General features: G+C 59.4%; 15 protein-coding genes. 9 read left to right on the forward strand and 6 right to left on the reverse strand.

All coding sequences use genetic code 11. The features are described from left to right. The first annotated feature begins 60 nt into the window (after nt 1-60). Entirely contained in the window at nt 61-399 is a 339-nt protein-coding gene (locus tag ACHZBF_RS01600; RefSeq protein ID WP_029133304.1) for a P-II family nitrogen regulator, read from the forward strand. Between the two features lie 165 nt (nt 400-564). Here ACHZBF_RS01600 and ACHZBF_RS01605 read toward each other — a convergent pair whose 3' ends face one another. Continuing rightward, nucleotides 565-1,392, reverse strand: coding sequence for an outer membrane protein assembly factor BamD (locus tag ACHZBF_RS01605; RefSeq protein WP_029133303.1), 828 nt, complete (start codon nt 1,390-1,392; stop codon nt 565-567). 185 nt (nt 1,393-1,577) lie between these two features. Here ACHZBF_RS01605 and rluD point away from each other — a divergent pair, with 185 nt between their 5' ends. The 6 genes from rluD to clpB all read left to right on the forward strand — a co-directional run bounded on the left by rluD (nt 1,578) and on the right by clpB (nt 7,989). Beyond that, nucleotides 1,578-2,537, forward strand: coding sequence for a 23S rRNA pseudouridine(1911/1915/1917) synthase RluD (rluD, locus tag ACHZBF_RS01610; protein ID WP_321527472.1), 960 nt, complete (start codon nt 1,578-1,580; stop codon nt 2,535-2,537). Next, nucleotides 2,530-3,273 carry a peptidoglycan editing factor PgeF gene (gene pgeF / locus ACHZBF_RS01615; RefSeq protein WP_335342935.1) on the forward strand — a complete coding sequence of 248 codons (744 nt, stop codon included), beginning with the start codon at nt 2,530-2,532 and terminating at the stop codon, nt 3,271-3,273. The genes rluD and pgeF overlap by 8 nt, the downstream gene beginning before the upstream one ends. Before the next feature lie 143 nt (nt 3,274-3,416). Continuing rightward, nucleotides 3,417-3,923 carry a glycine cleavage system transcriptional repressor gene (locus tag ACHZBF_RS01620; RefSeq protein WP_029133299.1) on the forward strand — a complete coding sequence of 169 codons (507 nt, stop codon included), beginning with the start codon at nt 3,417-3,419 and terminating at the stop codon, nt 3,921-3,923. A gap of 2 nt (nt 3,924-3,925) precedes the next feature. Then, on the forward strand, nt 3,926-4,450 hold the full coding sequence (def, locus tag ACHZBF_RS01625; RefSeq protein ID WP_029133298.1) for a peptide deformylase: 525 nt from the start codon (nt 3,926-3,928) through the stop codon (nt 4,448-4,450). A 178-nt stretch (nt 4,451-4,628) separates the two neighbouring features. Next, on the forward strand, nt 4,629-5,342 hold the full coding sequence (locus ACHZBF_RS01630) for a lysophospholipid acyltransferase family protein (RefSeq protein WP_273438863.1): 714 nt from the start codon (nt 4,629-4,631) through the stop codon (nt 5,340-5,342). A 70-nt stretch (nt 5,343-5,412) separates the two neighbouring features. Next, nucleotides 5,413-7,989: an ATP-dependent chaperone ClpB gene (gene clpB, locus ACHZBF_RS01635; protein ID WP_321527473.1), complete on the forward strand. Its 2,577-nt coding sequence runs from the start codon at nt 5,413-5,415 to the stop codon at nt 7,987-7,989. Between the two features lie 165 nt (nt 7,990-8,154). Here the strand turns inward: clpB and ACHZBF_RS01640 are convergent, their stop codons facing one another. Genes ACHZBF_RS01640 through ACHZBF_RS01660 form a run of 5 tightly spaced genes read right to left on the reverse strand, consistent with a single transcriptional unit; the run spans nt 8,155 to nt 13,149 of the window. Beyond that, the gene (locus ACHZBF_RS01640) at nt 8,155-8,643 is read right to left on the reverse strand and encodes a hydrogenase maturation protease (protein ID WP_273438865.1); all 489 of its coding nucleotides are present in this window, start codon (nt 8,641-8,643) and stop codon (nt 8,155-8,157) included. Beyond that, nucleotides 8,640-10,145, reverse strand: coding sequence for a Ni/Fe hydrogenase subunit alpha (locus tag ACHZBF_RS01645; protein WP_321527474.1), 1,506 nt, complete (start codon nt 10,143-10,145; stop codon nt 8,640-8,642). Before ACHZBF_RS01645 ends, ACHZBF_RS01640 begins: the two co-directional genes overlap by 4 nt. After that, the gene (locus tag ACHZBF_RS01650) at nt 10,138-10,677 is read right to left on the reverse strand and encodes an NADH-quinone oxidoreductase subunit B family protein (RefSeq protein WP_321527475.1); all 540 of its coding nucleotides are present in this window, start codon (nt 10,675-10,677) and stop codon (nt 10,138-10,140) included. The genes ACHZBF_RS01645 and ACHZBF_RS01650 overlap by 8 nt, the downstream gene beginning before the upstream one ends. Further along, nucleotides 10,670-11,392, reverse strand: a complete 723-nt coding sequence (locus ACHZBF_RS01655) for a 2Fe-2S iron-sulfur cluster-binding protein (RefSeq protein ID WP_321527476.1) — start codon at nt 11,390-11,392, stop codon at nt 10,670-10,672. Before ACHZBF_RS01655 ends, ACHZBF_RS01650 begins: the two co-directional genes overlap by 8 nt. Further along, nucleotides 11,389-13,149, reverse strand: coding sequence for an NAD(P)H-dependent oxidoreductase subunit E (locus ACHZBF_RS01660; protein ID WP_321527477.1), 1,761 nt, complete (start codon nt 13,147-13,149; stop codon nt 11,389-11,391). The genes ACHZBF_RS01655 and ACHZBF_RS01660 overlap by 4 nt, the downstream gene beginning before the upstream one ends. Before the next feature lie 204 nt (nt 13,150-13,353). Here ACHZBF_RS01660 and ACHZBF_RS01665 point away from each other — a divergent pair, with 204 nt between their 5' ends. Together ACHZBF_RS01665 and ACHZBF_RS01670 are read left to right on the forward strand one after the other, a co-directional pair. Next, complete coding sequence (locus ACHZBF_RS01665; RefSeq protein WP_321527478.1) at nt 13,354-15,738, forward strand: protein kinase domain-containing protein; 2,385 nt, start codon at nt 13,354-13,356, stop codon at nt 15,736-15,738. Nucleotides 15,739-15,783: 45 nt separating this feature from the next. Next, nucleotides 15,784-16,191 (forward strand): hypothetical protein, encoded by a 408-nt coding sequence (locus ACHZBF_RS01670; RefSeq protein WP_029133291.1) that lies wholly within the window; start codon nt 15,784-15,786, stop codon nt 16,189-16,191. The last annotated feature ends 49 nt before the right edge of the window (nt 16,192-16,240 follow it).

Genomic DNA, 16,240 nt, shown 5'->3' on the forward strand with positions numbered 1-16,240 from the left:
ATCCATAAAACAGTAATTCCGCCGCCAATGCGGTAAGGTGACAACAGGAGCCTGGAAACAATGAAAAAAGTCGACGCGATTATTAAGCCTTTTAAACTGGATGATGTCCGAGAAGCATTGTCTGCTGTCGGTATCACCGGCATGACCGCCAGTGAGGTAAAGGGATTCGGTCGACAGAAAGGCCATACTGAGCTCTATCGCGGGGCGGAATACGTGGTTGATTTTCTTCCCAAGGTGAAGATCGAGGTGGTGATCAACGACAATCAACTGGATGACTGCATTGAGGCCATCACCAGTGCGGCCAAGACTGGCAAGATCGGCGATGGCAAGATCTTTGTTTCGACGGTCGAAAAGGTGGTGCGTATTCGCACCGGTGAGGAAGACGAAAGCGCAATCTGATTTTTATTAGGGCCACAAAGAAGGGGTGCATCATGCACCCCTTCTTTGTGGTCGATGCGTCAGCTGATTTGTCGGGTTACGCCCTTCGGGCTAACGCGACCTACCGCTCAACCCGGTTGCGGGGTTCGTGGGTCGGATTAGCGATAGCGTGTTCCGACGATCCACTCAGTTCTTGTCCAGCTCCAGATAATCCCAGACCGCCTTGCCAAGCGACTTTTTCTCTTCATAGCTGGTCTCTGCCACATCCAGGGCGCCGCTCTGCAGGTTCAGCGCCAGTACCCGTTGGGCGTCGGCAGAGAGTTCTTCCAGTCCCAGTTTGTCATAGGCCGAGATCATGATTTCAAGTGCCTCCTTGACCGATGGTGTGCGCTGGTACTTCTCTACCACGGTAACGCAGCGATTGGCGGCTGCCAGGTAGGCGCCGCGCTTCATGTAGTAACGGGCCACATGAACTTCATGGCTGGCCAGATTATTGCGCAGATAGAACATGCGCTTGCGGGCATCCTCGGCATACTGGCTTTCCGGGAAGCGGCGCACCAGTTCGGCAAAATCATTAAAAGAGTCAATGGTCGAGCCGGGGTCGCGCTGGGAGGTGTCGGTTGGAATAAACCGGGTAATAAAACTCAGGTTACGATTGAAGTTGACAATACCCTTGAGATAGTAGGCGTAATCTACATGGGGATCGCGCGGGTGCAGCCGGATGAAGCGATCGGCCGCGGCGATGGCTGATTCATGATTGCCATCCTTGTAATAGGCGTAGGCCACGTCAAGCTGGGCCTGCATGGCATAGCGTCCGAAGGGGTAGCGGGATTCCAGGCCTTCGAAATATTTGATGGCGGTTTCATAATCACCGTCAGACATGGCGAAGCTGGCCTCGGAATAGAATTTCTGGGCGCTCCAGCCGATGGTTTCGTCCTTCTCTTTGGGGAGCAGGGAACAGCCCGAGAGCAGGAACAGAATAAGTACAGCGGTGAAAATGCGATGTCTGGCCATTTGTGATCGTAACTGGATGATGATTAGAGTCGAAAAGTATACCCGAAAGGTTTCTGTTGGGCGATTATGGAAAAATAAGGTTCAGCAGGTTGGTAAGGTGAGCAGCGGAGGGGTGGAATGCGTTAAACTCCCCTCCCTCAGAGGAGTTGGGCAGAGACTGGACAGAATGATCGGGAGCGGCGGCATTGTCTGAAAGAGTAGAGCATCTCAGTGCACGGGTGGGAGTTGAGTTGGCGGGCAAACGGCTGGACCAGGCGCTGGCCCAGTTGTTTCCGGATTACTCCCGAAGCCGCCTGCAACAGTGGGTGAAAGAGGGTCTGGTCACCCTGGACGGGGTAACCTGCCGACCGCGGGACAAGGTGTTGGGCGGCGAGTGGGTGGCGCTGGAAGCGCATCTGGAGGATCAGGTTGAGTGCCGGCCACAGGCGATTGAGCTGGATATCGTCCATGAGGATGAGGCCCTGATCCTGATCAACAAACCGGCCGGTCTGGTGGTTCACCCGGCTGCCGGAAATCCCGATGGCACCTTGCAGAACGCGCTGTTGCACCACGACCCGTCACTGATCCAGCTGCCTCGGGCAGGAATTATTCACCGGCTCGACAAGGAGACCACCGGCCTGCTGGTGATCGCCCGTACGCCGGCCGCCCACAAGTTCCTGGTGGAGCAACTGCAGGCGCGCGAGTTCGAGCGTGAGTACCGGGCGATCGCCACCGGGGTGATGACGGCAGGTGGTTCGGTGGATGAGCCGATTGGCCGTCACCCGACCCAGCGCGTCAAGATGGCGGTCCACCATGCCGGTAAGGAGGCCGTCACCCACTATCGGGTGCTGGAGCGTTTTCGCGCCCATACCTATCTGAAGGTCAAGCTGGAGACCGGCCGAACCCACCAGATTCGGGTCCATATGGCCCATCTGCGCTATCCCCTGGTGGGTGATCCGGTCTATGCCGGACGGCTGCGTCAGCCGGCGGGCGCCTCGGAACAGCTGCGCGAGACGCTTCGCCAATTCCATCGGCAGGCGCTGCACGCTCTCAAGCTGGGGCTCACCCATCCGCAATCGGGTGAATGGATGGAATGGGAGACGCCCTTGCCGGAGGATATGCGGCAGTTGCTGGAGGCCCTGCGAATGGATCTGCAACATGCCTGAGCCAATCCCCGAACTGCTGATTCCGGTCTGGCCTGCCCCAGCTGCCGTGCATGCCGTGATCTCCACCCGGGTCGGTGGGGTGAGCCTGCCCCCGTTTGACAGTCTCAATCTGGCAGACCATGTGGGTGATGATCCGGCGGCAGTGGCGGAGAACCGCAAGCGGCTGGAAGTTGTGGCACGGTTGCCGGCAACTCCAATCTGGCTCAATCAGGTACACGGTACTCGGGTGCTGGATTGTGCGGGATCTGTAACAAGCCGGGAGGCCGATGCGAGCGTGACCAGCCAGCCGGGCCAGGTGTGCGTGGTGATGACCGCTGACTGCCTGCCTGTCCTGTTCTGTAACCGGGCGGGCAGCCGGGTGGCAGCCGTGCATGCCGGCTGGCGTGGTCTGGCCGATGGCGTCATCGAGGCGGCGCTGGCCGGTTTTGAGGGCCCGGCCGACCAACTGCTGGCATGGCTGGGTCCGGCGATTGGTCCGGATGCCTTTGAGGTGGGTCCCGAGGTCAGGGAACGGTTCTTACAGGATGATCCGCAGGCTGCCAGTGCGTTCCATCCGGGCCGGCCGGGACACTGGCTGGCGGATATCTACCGGCTGGCGCGTTTGCGGTTAGCGCGGGCAGGGGTCGGTTTTATCGGTGGTGGGGATTACTGTACAGTAACCGATATTAAGCGTTTTTTTTCCTATCGCCGGGACGGGGTGACGGGACGCATGGCGTCGCTGATCTGGATCGAGTGAAAAATCGATACGAGTTCGTAGGTTGGGGTGAGCTTGCGAACCCCAACGGGGGGCATGTGTGTGCGCCATGATGTTGGGGTTCGTTCCTCACCCCAACCTACGGGTTGATACCAAGGTCCGTTTAATAACGGGAGATGAAAAAGATGAATGACTGGAAAATGCTGACACTGGTCGGCGCCGATCAACCCGGGATTGTGGGGCAGGTGACGAATGCCCTCTACCGGGCGGGCTGGAACCTGGGCGAGGCCTCGATGATCCGCCTGGGGGGCAACTTCACCATCATGATGATGGTGACCGGTGAGGGCGTGGTGGAGCCGGTGTTGCAGCCGGTCGTGGATGCCCTGGGACTGCACATGCATGTGGATAATATTGCCGGCTCGCTGCATCAGCATGTAGTCCCCAATATCCAGGTGCGGGTAGCCGGAGCCGACCGGGCCGGCATAGTCGCACAGGTAACCGCCGTGCTGGCGGAGCAGGGCTTTAATATTCTGGAACTGGAATCGGACGTGGCCGGCTCCAGTGAGCGGCCGGTCTACATCATGCATATCCAGGGTTATGCGGATCTGCCGTTAGAGTCGCTGGAGGCGGCGCTGGATAACCTGGGTGATATCGACGTGCGTGTATCCCCCATTGAGACACTGATTGGATAACAATGGCAGTTCTGGAAATATTAAAAATCCCCGACGACCGTCTGAAGCAGGTATCGGAGCCGGTGGAACAGTTCGACGATGAACTGCGCGCCTTTATCGATGACCTGGAACAGACCCGTCGTGACGGTCCCGCCGCAGTCGGCATTGCCGCTCCACAAGTGGGCCGGTTTCAACGGGTGGTGATTGTCGATGTCTCCAATACCCGCAAGCCGGTGCCCAACCACGGCTACATGATCCTGGTGAACCCAGAGATCACCCACTGGGACGGTTTCGAGATGGGTCGGGAGGGGTGCCTTTCGGTGCCCGATTACACCGGTAACGTGATTCGCGCCACCCAGATCAAGATCCGTGCCCAGGACCCCTGGGGGCAGCCGCTGGAGTATGAGATGGAGGGCTACGAAGCGCGCGCCGTGCAGCACGAGCTGGACCACCTCGACGGTATGTTGTTCATCGATCGGGTGGTGAGCCGGCGTACCGACCTGTTTCAGCGCAAGGTGTATCAGAAAGGCGGCAAGCCTAAAAAATAGCCGGATTGATTTTAGCCGCGCCTACGATCGGGATTATCTATCCGTAATCAGGGCGGGTGTAGAGTTGCTTTCGCTGCGATTAAACTGCCATCCGCCTTTTCTCGTTTCTCGTTCCCACGCTCCGCGTGGGAATGCATACTACTCGCGATCATTCGCGGCTTAAGTTTACGAGGGAGTTGTGCCATCCACCGCCGTAGTCATTTCATCCCTGCTGGCCGCCCTGCTGCTGTGGCAGCTCTTGCGGCTCTACCGGGCCTGCCGCCGTGCCAACCGGGTTGACTGGGGGCGTGGCTGGGTGAACCTGCTGGATGGACTCAACCGCTTGTTCTGCTACCGCTATCACCGGCTCAATCGGATCGGCATCCGCCTGCCGAAGTCCGGGCCGGCGATTGTGGTGGCTAACCATGTCTCCGGACTCGATCCGCTGCTGCTGGTCGCCTCGGCCCGGCGTCCCCTGCGTTTTATCATCGCCCGCGAGGAGTATCAGCGCTTTGGCCTCACCTGGCTGTTTCGGGCCATCGGCTGTATCCCGGTGGATCGGGAAAAACGCCCGGAGCAGGCGCTGCGGGAGGCGCTGCGCTGCCTGCGTGACGGCGAGGTGGTGGCGCTGTTTCCCCATGGCAAGATCCATCTGGACTCGGATCCGCCGCGTCGCATCAAGGCTGGTGCCATCCGTCTCTCCCAGATCACCGGCGCGCCAATCTTCCCCCATCGCATCTGCGGTATTCGTGGAGAGGGTGGCGTGATCGGCGGGGTGCTGCTGCGTGGTCGGGCCAGTATCAAGGCGAGTTCCGCGATCTATCCCGAGGAGTGGGGACGGGATCAGTTGCAGACCCTGGTTCAGGGAATCCTGGAAGGTGACGAAGATCAAGAGAGTTCTGTAGCGATCTGAATTTCCAGTTGAATTTCGATATCGGGTGCCCCATCTCCTGGGTAACCTTAGAAATATCGGAGTAATTTCCATGCGAATGGACAGACTAACCAGTAAGTTTCAGATGGCCCTGGCGGATGCCCAGAGTATGGCGGTGGGCCGCGATCACCAGTTTATCGAGCCGGTGCACATGATGACCGCCCTGCTTGACCAGGAGGGGGGTACGGTAAGGCATCTGTTGACCCAGGCGGATGTCAACGTGAACCAGTTGCGGTCCGGCCTCGGCGATATCCTGGACCGTTTACCCAGCATCGAGGGCGCGTCCGGGGATATGCATATCTCCAACGATCTGGGGCGGATCCTCAATCAGTGCGACAAGCTGGCGCAGAAGCGCAAGGACCAGTACATCTCCAGCGAGCTGTTTGTGTTGGCGGCGCTCGATGACAAAGGGGCTGTGGGCGAGCTGCTGCGCAAGGCGGGGGCCGCCAAGGCGCCGATTGAAAAGGTGATTGAAAACCTGCGTGGCGGTCAGCAGGTAAATGATCCCAACGCGGAAGACCAGCGCCAGGCGCTGGAGAAATACACCATTGATCTCACCGAACGTGCGGAGCAGGGCAAGCTGGACCCGGTCATCGGCCGGGACAGCGAGATTCGCCGCACCATTCAGGTACTGCAGCGGCGCACCAAAAACAACCCGGTCCTGATCGGTGAGCCCGGCGTGGGCAAGACCGCTATTGTGGAAGGGCTGGCGCAGCGGATCGTCAATGGCGAAGTGCCGGAGGGCCTGAAAAACAAACGTCTGCTGTCGCTGGATATGGGTTCGCTGATTGCGGGCGCCAAGTTTCGCGGTGAGTTCGAGGAGCGTCTGAAGGCGGTACTGAACGATCTCTCCAAACAGGAGGGGCAGATCATCCTGTTTATCGACGAGCTGCACACCATGGTGGGTGCCGGCAAGGCTGAGGGTGCGATGGACGCCGGAAACATGCTGAAGCCGGCCCTGGCTCGCGGTGAACTGCACTGTGTTGGTGCCACCACCCTGGATGAGTACCGGCAGTATATTGAAAAAGACGCGGCACTGGAACGGCGCTTCCAGAAAGTGCTGGTTGACGAACCGACGGTGGAAGACACCATCGCCATCTTGCGTGGACTGAAAGAGCGCTATGAGCTGCATCATGGCGTGGATATCACCGATCCGGCGATTGTCGCCGCTGCCACTCTTTCCACCCGCTATATCACCGACCGGCAGCTACCGGACAAGGCGATCGACCTGATCGACGAGGCGGCCTCGCAGATCCGCATGGAGATCGACTCCCTGCCCGAGGAGATGGACCGTCTGGAGCGGCGTCTGATCCAGCTCAAGATCGAGCGTGAGGCGCTGAAGAAAGAGTCGGATGAGGCCTCGAAAAAACGCCTGGCGCAGCTGGAGGCGGAGATTGAAAAGGCCGATCGGGAGTTCTCCGATCTGGATGAGATCTGGAAGTCCGAAAAAGCCGCCCTGCAGGGTACCGCCCACATCAAGGAGGAGCTGGAGCGGGCGCGGCTGGATATGGAGACCGCGCGCCGCGCCGGTGACCTGGGCCGCATGTCGGAGCTGCAGTACGGACGTATCCCGGAGCTGGAGAAACAGCTGGATATGGCCTCCCAGGCCGAGATGCAGGAGATGAAGCTGCTGCGCAACAAGGTGACCGATGAGGAGATTGCTGACGTGATCTCCAAGTGGACCGGCATCCCGGTGAGCAAGATGCTGGAGGGCGAACGGGACAAACTGCTGCGCTTGGAAGAGGAGCTGGGTAAGCGGGTGATCGGCCAGGCTGAGGGCATCTCCGCTGTGGCCAACGCCATTCGCCGTTCCCGCGCCGGGCTCTCCGACCCGCGCCAGCCAAACGGCTCGTTCCTGTTTCTCGGGCCCACCGGCGTGGGCAAGACCGAACTCTCCAAGGCACTGGCGGATTTCCTGTTTGATACCGAAGACGCCATGGTGCGGATCGATATGTCCGAATTCATGGAGAAACACTCGGTGGCTCGTCTGATCGGTGCGCCCCCCGGCTATGTGGGCTACGAGGAGGGCGGATACCTGACCGAGGCGGTGCGTCGCCGACCCTACTCGGTGATCCTGCTGGATGAGGTGGAGAAGGCCCATCCGGATGTGTTCAACGTGCTGCTGCAGGTGCTGGATGACGGGCGTCTGACCGACGGCCAGGGCCGCACGGTTGATTTCCGTAATACCGTGATCATCATGACCTCAAATCTTGGCTCCGACCTGATCCAGACCATGGCGGGCGAGGAGCGCTATGAAGACATGAAACAGGCGGTGATGGAGGTGGTGGGACAGCACTTCCGGCCCGAGTTTATCAACCGGGTGGATGATATCGTGGTGTTCCATCCGCTGGGGCGCGAACAGATCCGCGCCATCACGGTGATCCAGGTGCGCTATCTGGAGCAGCGTCTGGCCGATCACGACATGGGTCTGCAACTCAGCGATGCCGCCCTGGACCGGCTGGGCGAGGCCGGATTCGATCCGGTCTACGGCGCCCGGCCGTTGCAGCGGGCAATCCGCCAGCAGCTGGAGAATCCGCTGGCCCAGGAGATCCTTGGTGGTCGCTTCGGTCCGGGGGATACCATCCGGGTCGATGCTTCGGACCAGGGATTGCGTTTCAGTAAGGCGTAAGTGGAACGGGCCGGCCGGGTCACCCGGTTGGCCCGTTCCCGCCCTCTATTGGCGGCGGGTAGGTCGGGTTACGCCATCGGCTAACCCGACAGGGTTTGCGCTCAGGGGGGCATAGGTTGTCGGATTACCCTGCGCTAATGCGACGCTCCAGCGTTGGTCGCGGCTTTAGCTGCGAATTTTCGACTCCCAGAATCTCCTCTGCGGGTGCTGCAATAGCTCTTCAACGAAACTGACGGCCTGCTCCAAATGCTCCGCTGCCCTCTGGCTCAACGGCTGGCCCAGTTCGAACAGATAGCCTGGAATAGTGAGCAGATAAGCGGGCGGCGGTGCGATTTTGTAGACATCCTGGTACACCGACAGCAGGGTGGCCGGACTCAGGCTGTGGCTGCTGTAGCTGTGGTCCCGTTGCGGGGTCAGGCGGGAAAACTCGAACGGCGGCCGGGCCGAGACCGAGGCATCGATAAACAGCAGTAAATCACGTTGTTCCAGGTCGGTGACGTGCTCAATCTGCAGTTGGAAATCGGTAACGGATTCATACTGCCTTGGATCGATATCCTGAGATTGCCCCAATCGCTCCAGCAGCAGCGGCCCCAGGGCGTCATCGCCCCGGGAAGGATTGCCGTAACCGATAATTGCAACCGGTGCCCTGCTCACCGGCTCAGTTCACCTCGGGTATCCTTGATCAGGCGGTCGATGATGCGTCCCTCCGGCTCCTGTAATTCAACCACCAGCGGCATCTTGCCCAGGGCATGGGTGGCGCAGGAGAGGCAGGGGTCGTAGGCGCGCACCGCCACCTCGATGCTGTTCAGCATGCCCTCGCTGATCTCCCGGCCGTCGAACAGATCGGCCGCTACCGTTCTGACCGACTCGTTCATGGCGCGGTTGTTGTGGGTGGTGGAGACGATCAGGTTGGCGCGGGTCACCAGGCCGTCCGGATTGATCTCGTAGTCGTGGATCAGGGTGCCGCGGGGCGCCTCGATGACGCCGATGCCGCGTGGCCGCATCTCACCGCTTTGCTGCAGATCGCTGCCCAGCAGGTCCGGGTCGTCCAGTAACTGCTCGATCTTTTCGGCGCAGTGCAGCAGTTCGATCATGCGTGCCCAGTGGTAGGCGAGGGTGGACTGGACCAGTCCACCCGGTTCCAGGGCGCGAAATTCGACCCTTGCCCGTTCCGCCAGCGGAGTATCGATATAGTCGCAGCTGTTGACGCGGGCCAGCGGGCCCACCCGGTAGGAGCCGTGTTCCGGACCGAGTTGCTGCAGATAGGGGAACTTCATGTAGCTCCAGGACTTGACCTGCTCCCGGATATGCCGGTGGTATTCCCGGGAGTCGATCCGGTCCAGCAGTTTGTGGCCATCGCCGGTGACTACCCGCAGGCCGCCATGGTAGAGCTCCAGCGCCCCGTCATCACGGCAGAGACTCATCATGGGGGTGTCGATGCGGGCAAACCGCCGGTGCTTTTCGCGCGCCTCCAGGAACAAGCTCCGGGCCAGGTTCAGCGCCTCCTGCCCCCATGTGATCATCTTCGGAAGATCTTGTTGCAGGTAGTTCCGTTCACTGCTGTCCAGCGACTTGTTGACGCCGCCCGGGATGGCGCAGGTGCCGTGTATCCGCTTGCCGGCGGTGACCCGGATCACCTCCTGACCAAACTTGCGCAGCAGCACGCCCTGTTTGGCCAGATCGGGATGCCGCTCAATCAGCCCGACCACGTTGCGCTGGCCGATGTCGCTGTCGAACCCGAACAGCAGGTCAGGGGAGGAGAGGTGGAAGAAGTGCAGGGCATGTGACTGAAGGATCTGTCCATAGTGCATCAGGCGACGCACCTTCTCCGCGGTTGGTGTTAGCTGGTCCACGCCAGCCAATTGGTCGATCGCCTTGCCGGCCGCCAAGTGATGGCTGACCGGACAGATACCGCAGAGTCGCTGCACCAGCACTGGTAGCTCCCAGTAGGGGCGGCCCTGGATAAATTTTTCGAAGCCCCTGAACTCGACGATATGCAGGCGCGCCTGCTGGATGCGGTTGTCATGGTCCAGCAGCAGGGTCACCTTGCCATGCCCCTCCACCCGGGTGAGCGGTTCAATGGCGATACGCCGGAGGTTTTCCGGATGCTCCGCCGTCTCCAGACGGCCGATATCGGTGGGCGTGCTGTCAGTCATAATGGATCTGCCGGTAGGCGAACTGGATTGGCTTGCCGGAGAGCAGCTCATCCAGAAAAGTAAAAATCGTGTCGGCGGAGGGCGGGCAGCCGGGGAGGAAATAGTCTATCCAGACCACGTCGTGAATCGGATGCACCTGGTCCAACAACAGCGGCAGCTCCGGATCGTTGGGGATCTGGGGCTGGTCGATGCCGCTGCCATGCAGATAGGCCTCTTCCAGGCACTCGGTCAACGAATATTGATTGCGCATGGCCGGAATGCCGCCATTGATGGCACAGGCACCCACTGCCACCAGAAGATTGCAGTGGCGGCGGAATTCCTTCAAAACCTCCACATTCTCCGCGTTGCAGACACCACCCTCGATCAGCCCCACATCGCAACGGCCGATCTGTTTGATGTCGGTCAGCGGGGTACGGTCGAACTCGATATGCGCCACCAGATCAATCAGGCACTCATCAATGTCCAGCAGGGACATGTGACAGCCGAAACAGCCGGCCAGGGAGGCGGTGGCAATCCTGATCTTGTCAGCCATCTTCCTGCTCCCGATGGCCGGCCACGTCGCCGACCTGACTGATCGACTCCTGGTCGTATAGCCGCCGTCCAATGGGGATCTCATAGCCCCGGTGTTTGGGCAGTATCGCTCCCACCGGGCAGACCCGGGCTGCCTTGTCACTGGCGCTGAAGCTGGAGTCACCCAGCCTGCCGCTGGGTGAGTCGATGGTCAAATGGGCATCAATGCCTCGTCCGCTGATATTGAACACCGATTTGCCGTCATGATCCCGGCTGGCCCTGACGCAGAGTTCACACAGGATGCAGCGGTTGAAGTCGATGATCGTCTCGGGATGGGAGGCGTCGACCGCCCGCTTTGGATAGAAGTGCACAAACTCCGGCGCCAGCATGCCGCAGTGGTAGGCCACCGCCTGCAGCTGGCAGGCGCCGCTCTTCTCGCAGGCCGGACAGACGTGATTGCCCTCGACAAACAGCAGTTTCAGCAGCAGGCGTCGCTGGGTGGTGATCTCATGGGTTTCGTTGGCCACCTCCAGACCGTCGGTTGCCGGGGTGGTGCAGGCCGCGACTGTGCGGCCGTTGGCGGTGACGCAGCAGAGCCGACAGCTGCCGTGGGGCTGGAACTCCGGATTGTGGCAGAGATGCGGGATATAGATTTTCGCCGCCAGGGCGGCATCCATGATGCTCTGTCCCGTCTCAAATGGCACCGTTACGCCGTCAATGCTGAAGCTGCCACTCATACACCGCCTCCTTCCAGGTGGGCACCAGGGTCGCTACGGCCGGTGATGGCACGAGCCTCCTCCAGTGAGGCGTCCAGATCGAATGCCGGCTCAAAGCTGGTGGAGCGCAGGCGTGACTGGAAAATGTCGGGAAACTTCTCCAGGCCGTCGAGAATGGGATTGGCTGCCGTCTGGCCCAAGCCACAGTGGCTGGTCTGTCGCATCAGGCTGCCGAGGGTGCCGAGTTCATCTAGGTCCTTGCTGGTGGCGTGTCCCACCATCACCTTGCCCAACTGTTTGGTCAGCATGGCGGTGCCGACCCGGCAGGGGGTGCAGAAACCACAGCTCTCATGGCGGAAAAAGCGGGTGAAATTGTCGATCGCATTGAGCAGTTCACGACTCTGATTCAACACCATGAATGACCCCCCGGTGGCGAGATCCTCGAAGGCCAGGGTGCGGTTGAACTCGGCCGGTGGGATCAGGCGTCCCGCCGCCCCGCCAATCTGAACCGCCTGGGTGTGGTGAGCCTGGCAGGCGGCCAGTATCTCGCTAATGGGTGTGCCGAAGGGAAATTCGTAGATGCCGGGCCTTTCGCAGTCGCCCGAGATGCTCAGCAGCTTGCTGCCGGGTGACTGGGCCGTGCCCACGGAGCGGAACCACTCCGCCCCCTGCTGGGCGATCAGGGCGGCGTTGGCGAGGGTCTCCACATTGTTCACCACGGTGGGCATGCCGAGATAGCCTTGGGTCACCGGAAAGGGGGGGCGGTTACGGGGAATACCGCGTTTCCCCTCCAGTGATTCAATCAGCGCCGACTCTTCACCACAGATGTAGGCACCGGCGCCCAGATGGATGTCGATGTCGAAGTCAAAGCCGTCCCGGCCGAGAATGGCCTGGCCCAGCAGACTGTTTTCTCGGCGCTGTTGCAGGATCTGTTGCAGCGGCCCCAGCAGATAACGGTACTCACCACGCAGATAGAGGAAACCGCGGCGTGCACCGATCACGGCCGCACAGAGGGTCATGCCCTCGAACAGCCGGTCGGCGTGGGCCTGTAACAGGTAACGATCCTTGAAGGTGCCCGGCTCCCCCTCGTCGGCATTACAGACCACGTAGCGTTCTGCCGATTCGGTGGACGCACAGAATCGCCATTTTTTTGCCGTGCTGAAACCGGCACCCCCGCAGCCCCTGAGACCGGCCTGTTCCAGTCGGCGCAGCAACTCCTCTGCACCCTCTTCCAGGCAGCGCAGGATGGCGGTTCCCGGTTTATAGTCACTGTTGAGTACGATGTCGCGGCGCTCAACCCCGGCACTGACCTGAAAAAGTTCAGCGGGCCAGTTGTCGAGCGGGACTGCCTGTTCGATCAGGGCAGCCAGTTGGTCTACGCGTTCCATGGTTAAACGGGTGATGGGGTGTCCATTGACCAGTGCGGCAGGCCCCTGGTCGCCCATGCCGGTGCAGGATGTGTAATCCAGCGTGACGCGCCGGTCGTCACGGGTGCGACCGATATCAACACCCAGTTTGCTGGCGAGGCGTTGCGCCAGCAGCCGGCTGCCCTGCATCTGGTCCGTGATATTGTCGCTGAACAGAATGTCGTACTCGCCCCGGGGTGAGCTGTGCAGGAAGCTGTAGAACTGAATGACACCGAGAATGAACGCCCGGCTCAGACCGAGTGATTCCGCGAGATGATCTATGGCATCGCTCGGTATATGCCGAAAGGCTTGCTGCAGCCCAATCAGTCGCTGTAGCAGATTTGATGGATCGTTTTCCTGGACAGTATGCATATTGGAGTCAGCTTGGGATTATCCTCAGCTATTATGGAATCCGTGGATTTCACTGATATGAATGTGCAGGCGGCCACATTCAATTCCGTTCACTATAGCGCAATTCGGTTGGCTTCGGGGACGGGTGATTTAAATCGGAAAGATTTGCGCTGGCGTGCCGCTAACCTCTGTACATATTGATTTGAGAGTACAAGTATCCAGGTTATGCCACAGATTGGTCGGTTTGACATCAAGGAGAAATTGGGGGCCGGGAGCCAGGGCTCGGTCTATCGATGTGTCGATTCCGAGTTGCACCGGCCGGTAGCGATCAAACTGTTTGATCGTGTCATGCCGGGCGCCAACTCCAGCGTAGACACTCTGCTGAGTGAGGCGCGCACCATCAGCCAGATTCAGCATCCCAATATCGTGTCGATTTTCGATGTGGGCAAGGAGCGGGCACGGCCTTTTCTGGTATTCGAATTTGTCGAGGGCGAACTGTTGTCGGATCGCCTGCGACGCGGAACGCTGAGCCTGCATGAGGCGCTGGAGATTATTACGGGTATTCTTTCCGGGATTGATCAGGTGCACCGGAAAGGCATTGTGCATCGCGACCTGAAACCAGCGAATATAATTCTTAATGGTGACGGCACACCAAAAGTCATGGATTTCGGTATTGCCCGGCTGCTCGGTGGCGCGGTGAGCCGGGATATGGAGCTGACTGGTACCCCGCGCTACATGGCACCGGAATATATTGACCAGGGAAAGGTAAGCCCTCAGGCCGATGTGTTCGCCCTGGGGGCGATTCTGTTCGAACTACTGACCGGCAAGATGGCGTTTGACGCCCGGGATCAACAGACCCTGCTGAAGAACATCCGCGCCAATGGCGTGGAAAATCCCTCCTGTTTCAATACGGAAGTCAGTGAACAGCTGGATGCGATCGTGCAGAAATCCCTGGAAAAAGAGCCCGGTGCGCGGTTTGCGGATGCCGGAGAGATGCTGGGAGCGATTGTTGAGTACCGTAAAAGCCGTGACGAGATCACCGGGCAGGCGGCCAAGGGGACGGTCGATTTTCTGTTGCGGAGAATGCAGCATAAAAGTGATTTTCCAGTGCTTTCGGAATCGATTCGAACCCTTAACCGCCTGACCGAGTCGGATGACAAGGGCATGGATCATCTGGCCCGCATAATCATTCGTGACTTTGCCCTGGCGAGTAAAATTCTCAAGGTGGTGAACTCGGCCTATTACAGCCGTTTTGCCGGGCGCATCGGCACCATATCGCGGGCGATTGTGGTGCTTGGTATCCAGACCATCCGTTCCATTGCCGCCTCGCTGATCTTTTTTGAACATCTGCACAACAAGACCCAGGCGGTCAAACTCAAAAATGAGATAGCGGCGGCCATTTTCAGCGCGACCCTGGCGCGGCAGGCCGCGGAAGATGCGGAGATGGAGCATGTTGAAGAGGGGTTCCTCTGCGGCATGCTGCACACCCTGGGCAAGATCCTGGTGACCTACTACCTGAATGACGAGAGTGAGGAGATCCGGCGTCTGGTCAAAACCGAATCGGTGTCTCAGGAGCAGGCGGAGCGTCGTGTGCTGGGCATGACCTTTCAGGAGATGGGGATTGCCATTGCCGAACAGTGGAATTTTCCCGCCACCATTACCCGGGGCATGGTCAAGGTTGATCCAGCCGCCCCCGGTGACCTCAAGGATACGGATGTAAAGCTGCGACTGATTGCCAATTTTTCCAATGAGGCAACGCGGATTATTGGCGAGTCGGACGATGGCGGAGAGCAGCAGATAAAGCAGCTGCTGAAAAGGTTTCGCCGCGGCCTGGCGATCAGTGAGCGGCGCTTTGAGGGCATGCTGGACGAGGCGAGAAAGGAGTTTATTGAACTGAGCGGAAGTCTGTCAGCCAAGGCGGCCAACGATCCGTTTATGCGCCGGTTGTCCCGGCCTGCCCATCCCGATACATCCCACGTGACCCGGGGCAAGGGACGCAAGGAGGATATGACTACCACACTTGCACTGGAACCGGGGAAATCAGCTTACACAGAAGAACCGGTCGCTGAGATTACCCCGGATGACCCGGCGATCAATGCAGAGATTGTGCTGACCGAGGGGTTGCAGGAAGTGACCGATATGCTGCTGGATGATAACAGCAATATCATCCAGGTGTTCAATGTGGTACTGGAGACGATCTACCGGGCCCTGGCCTTCCACCGGGTGGTACTCTGCCTGCAGGATCAGAGCAAACAGAAGATTAAGGCGAAGCTGGGATTTGGTAGCGATATCGACAACTTCATCACCGGGTTCCATTTTTCCAGACAGTACAGCGCGGATGTGTTTCATGCCGCGCTGAAAAATGGCGTGGACCTGGCGGTCTCCAATACCAGCGATCCCCGGATCAAGGATAACCTGCCGGAGTGGTACAAAAAGCTCTCCAACGCCGGCTCGTTCCTGGTCTTTCCGTTGGTTATCAAGCAACGTCCTTTGGGGCTGATCTATGCCGATCATCCCCAGGCGGACGGTATCGTGCTGACGGCCAAGCAGTTGAACCTGGTCAAGACCCTGCGCAATCAGTTGATTCTTGCATTCAGGTCGCGAATGTGAAAATGTTTCCACTCTGTTGTATCGGCAGGATCAAGGTCGCTCCCCATGTTGGAATATATCTTTTTTGACGAACGCCCCTGGCAGCAATTCATCGCCTTTCTGGAACAGAAGGGGCTGCAGCCTCTCTCTGCCAGCGAGGATCAGGGCTTTATGGTGCGGTTGCCGGATGATACCGATGACAGCCTGATGGATGACATCGAGGCCTTTTATGATGAGATGCTGGATATGAACGAGGCGCTGTTTGTGGAACAGGCCGATGCAACCGAGCATGTGCATGCCGCCGGTGTCAGCGTCAATCTCAGCGATGGGCGATCCGTGCAGGCTCTGGTGGACCCGGCACTGCTGAACCGGATTCTCGAAGTGCTGAGCACAGATGAACTGGGCCGGTTCATCAATTCCATTGTCGATGCGGTGGAGCATCCGGATGAGCGCTCCGTCTGTCGGCGGTTGTGATTTCCTGCTGATTTTCTGCCATTAGCCTTGTGGTTCGTAGGTCGGTGAA

It is taken from the genome of Sedimenticola selenatireducens (genome assembly GCF_963675335.2).
Classification (GTDB): domain Bacteria; phylum Pseudomonadota; class Gammaproteobacteria; order Chromatiales; family Chromatiaceae; genus Sedimenticola; species Sedimenticola selenatireducens.

Coding starts and splice junctions, on each gene's coding strand:
- ACHZBF_RS01670 (WP_029133291.1), top strand. CDS start 15,784: ATGTTGGAATATATCTTTTTTGACGAACGCCCCTGGCAGCAATTCATC.
- ACHZBF_RS01665 (WP_321527478.1), top strand. CDS start 13,354: ATGCCACAGATTGGTCGGTTTGACATCAAGGAGAAATTGGGGGCCGGG.
- ACHZBF_RS01600 (WP_029133304.1), top strand. CDS start 61: ATGAAAAAAGTCGACGCGATTATTAAGCCTTTTAAACTGGATGATGTC.
- clpB (WP_321527473.1), top strand. CDS start 5,413: ATGCGAATGGACAGACTAACCAGTAAGTTTCAGATGGCCCTGGCGGAT.
- def (WP_029133298.1), top strand. CDS start 3,926: ATGGCAGTTCTGGAAATATTAAAAATCCCCGACGACCGTCTGAAGCAG.
- ACHZBF_RS01660 (WP_321527477.1), bottom strand. CDS start 13,149: ATGCATACTGTCCAGGAAAACGATCCATCAAATCTGCTACAGCGACTG.
- ACHZBF_RS01620 (WP_029133299.1), top strand. CDS start 3,417: ATGAATGACTGGAAAATGCTGACACTGGTCGGCGCCGATCAACCCGGG.
- ACHZBF_RS01605 (WP_029133303.1), bottom strand. CDS start 1,392: ATGGCCAGACATCGCATTTTCACCGCTGTACTTATTCTGTTCCTGCTC.
- ACHZBF_RS01650 (WP_321527475.1), bottom strand. CDS start 10,677: ATGGCTGACAAGATCAGGATTGCCACCGCCTCCCTGGCCGGCTGTTTC.
- pgeF (WP_335342935.1), top strand. CDS start 2,530: ATGCCTGAGCCAATCCCCGAACTGCTGATTCCGGTCTGGCCTGCCCCA.
- ACHZBF_RS01655 (WP_321527476.1), bottom strand. CDS start 11,392: ATGAGTGGCAGCTTCAGCATTGACGGCGTAACGGTGCCATTTGAGACG.
- ACHZBF_RS01645 (WP_321527474.1), bottom strand. CDS start 10,145: ATGACTGACAGCACGCCCACCGATATCGGCCGTCTGGAGACGGCGGAG.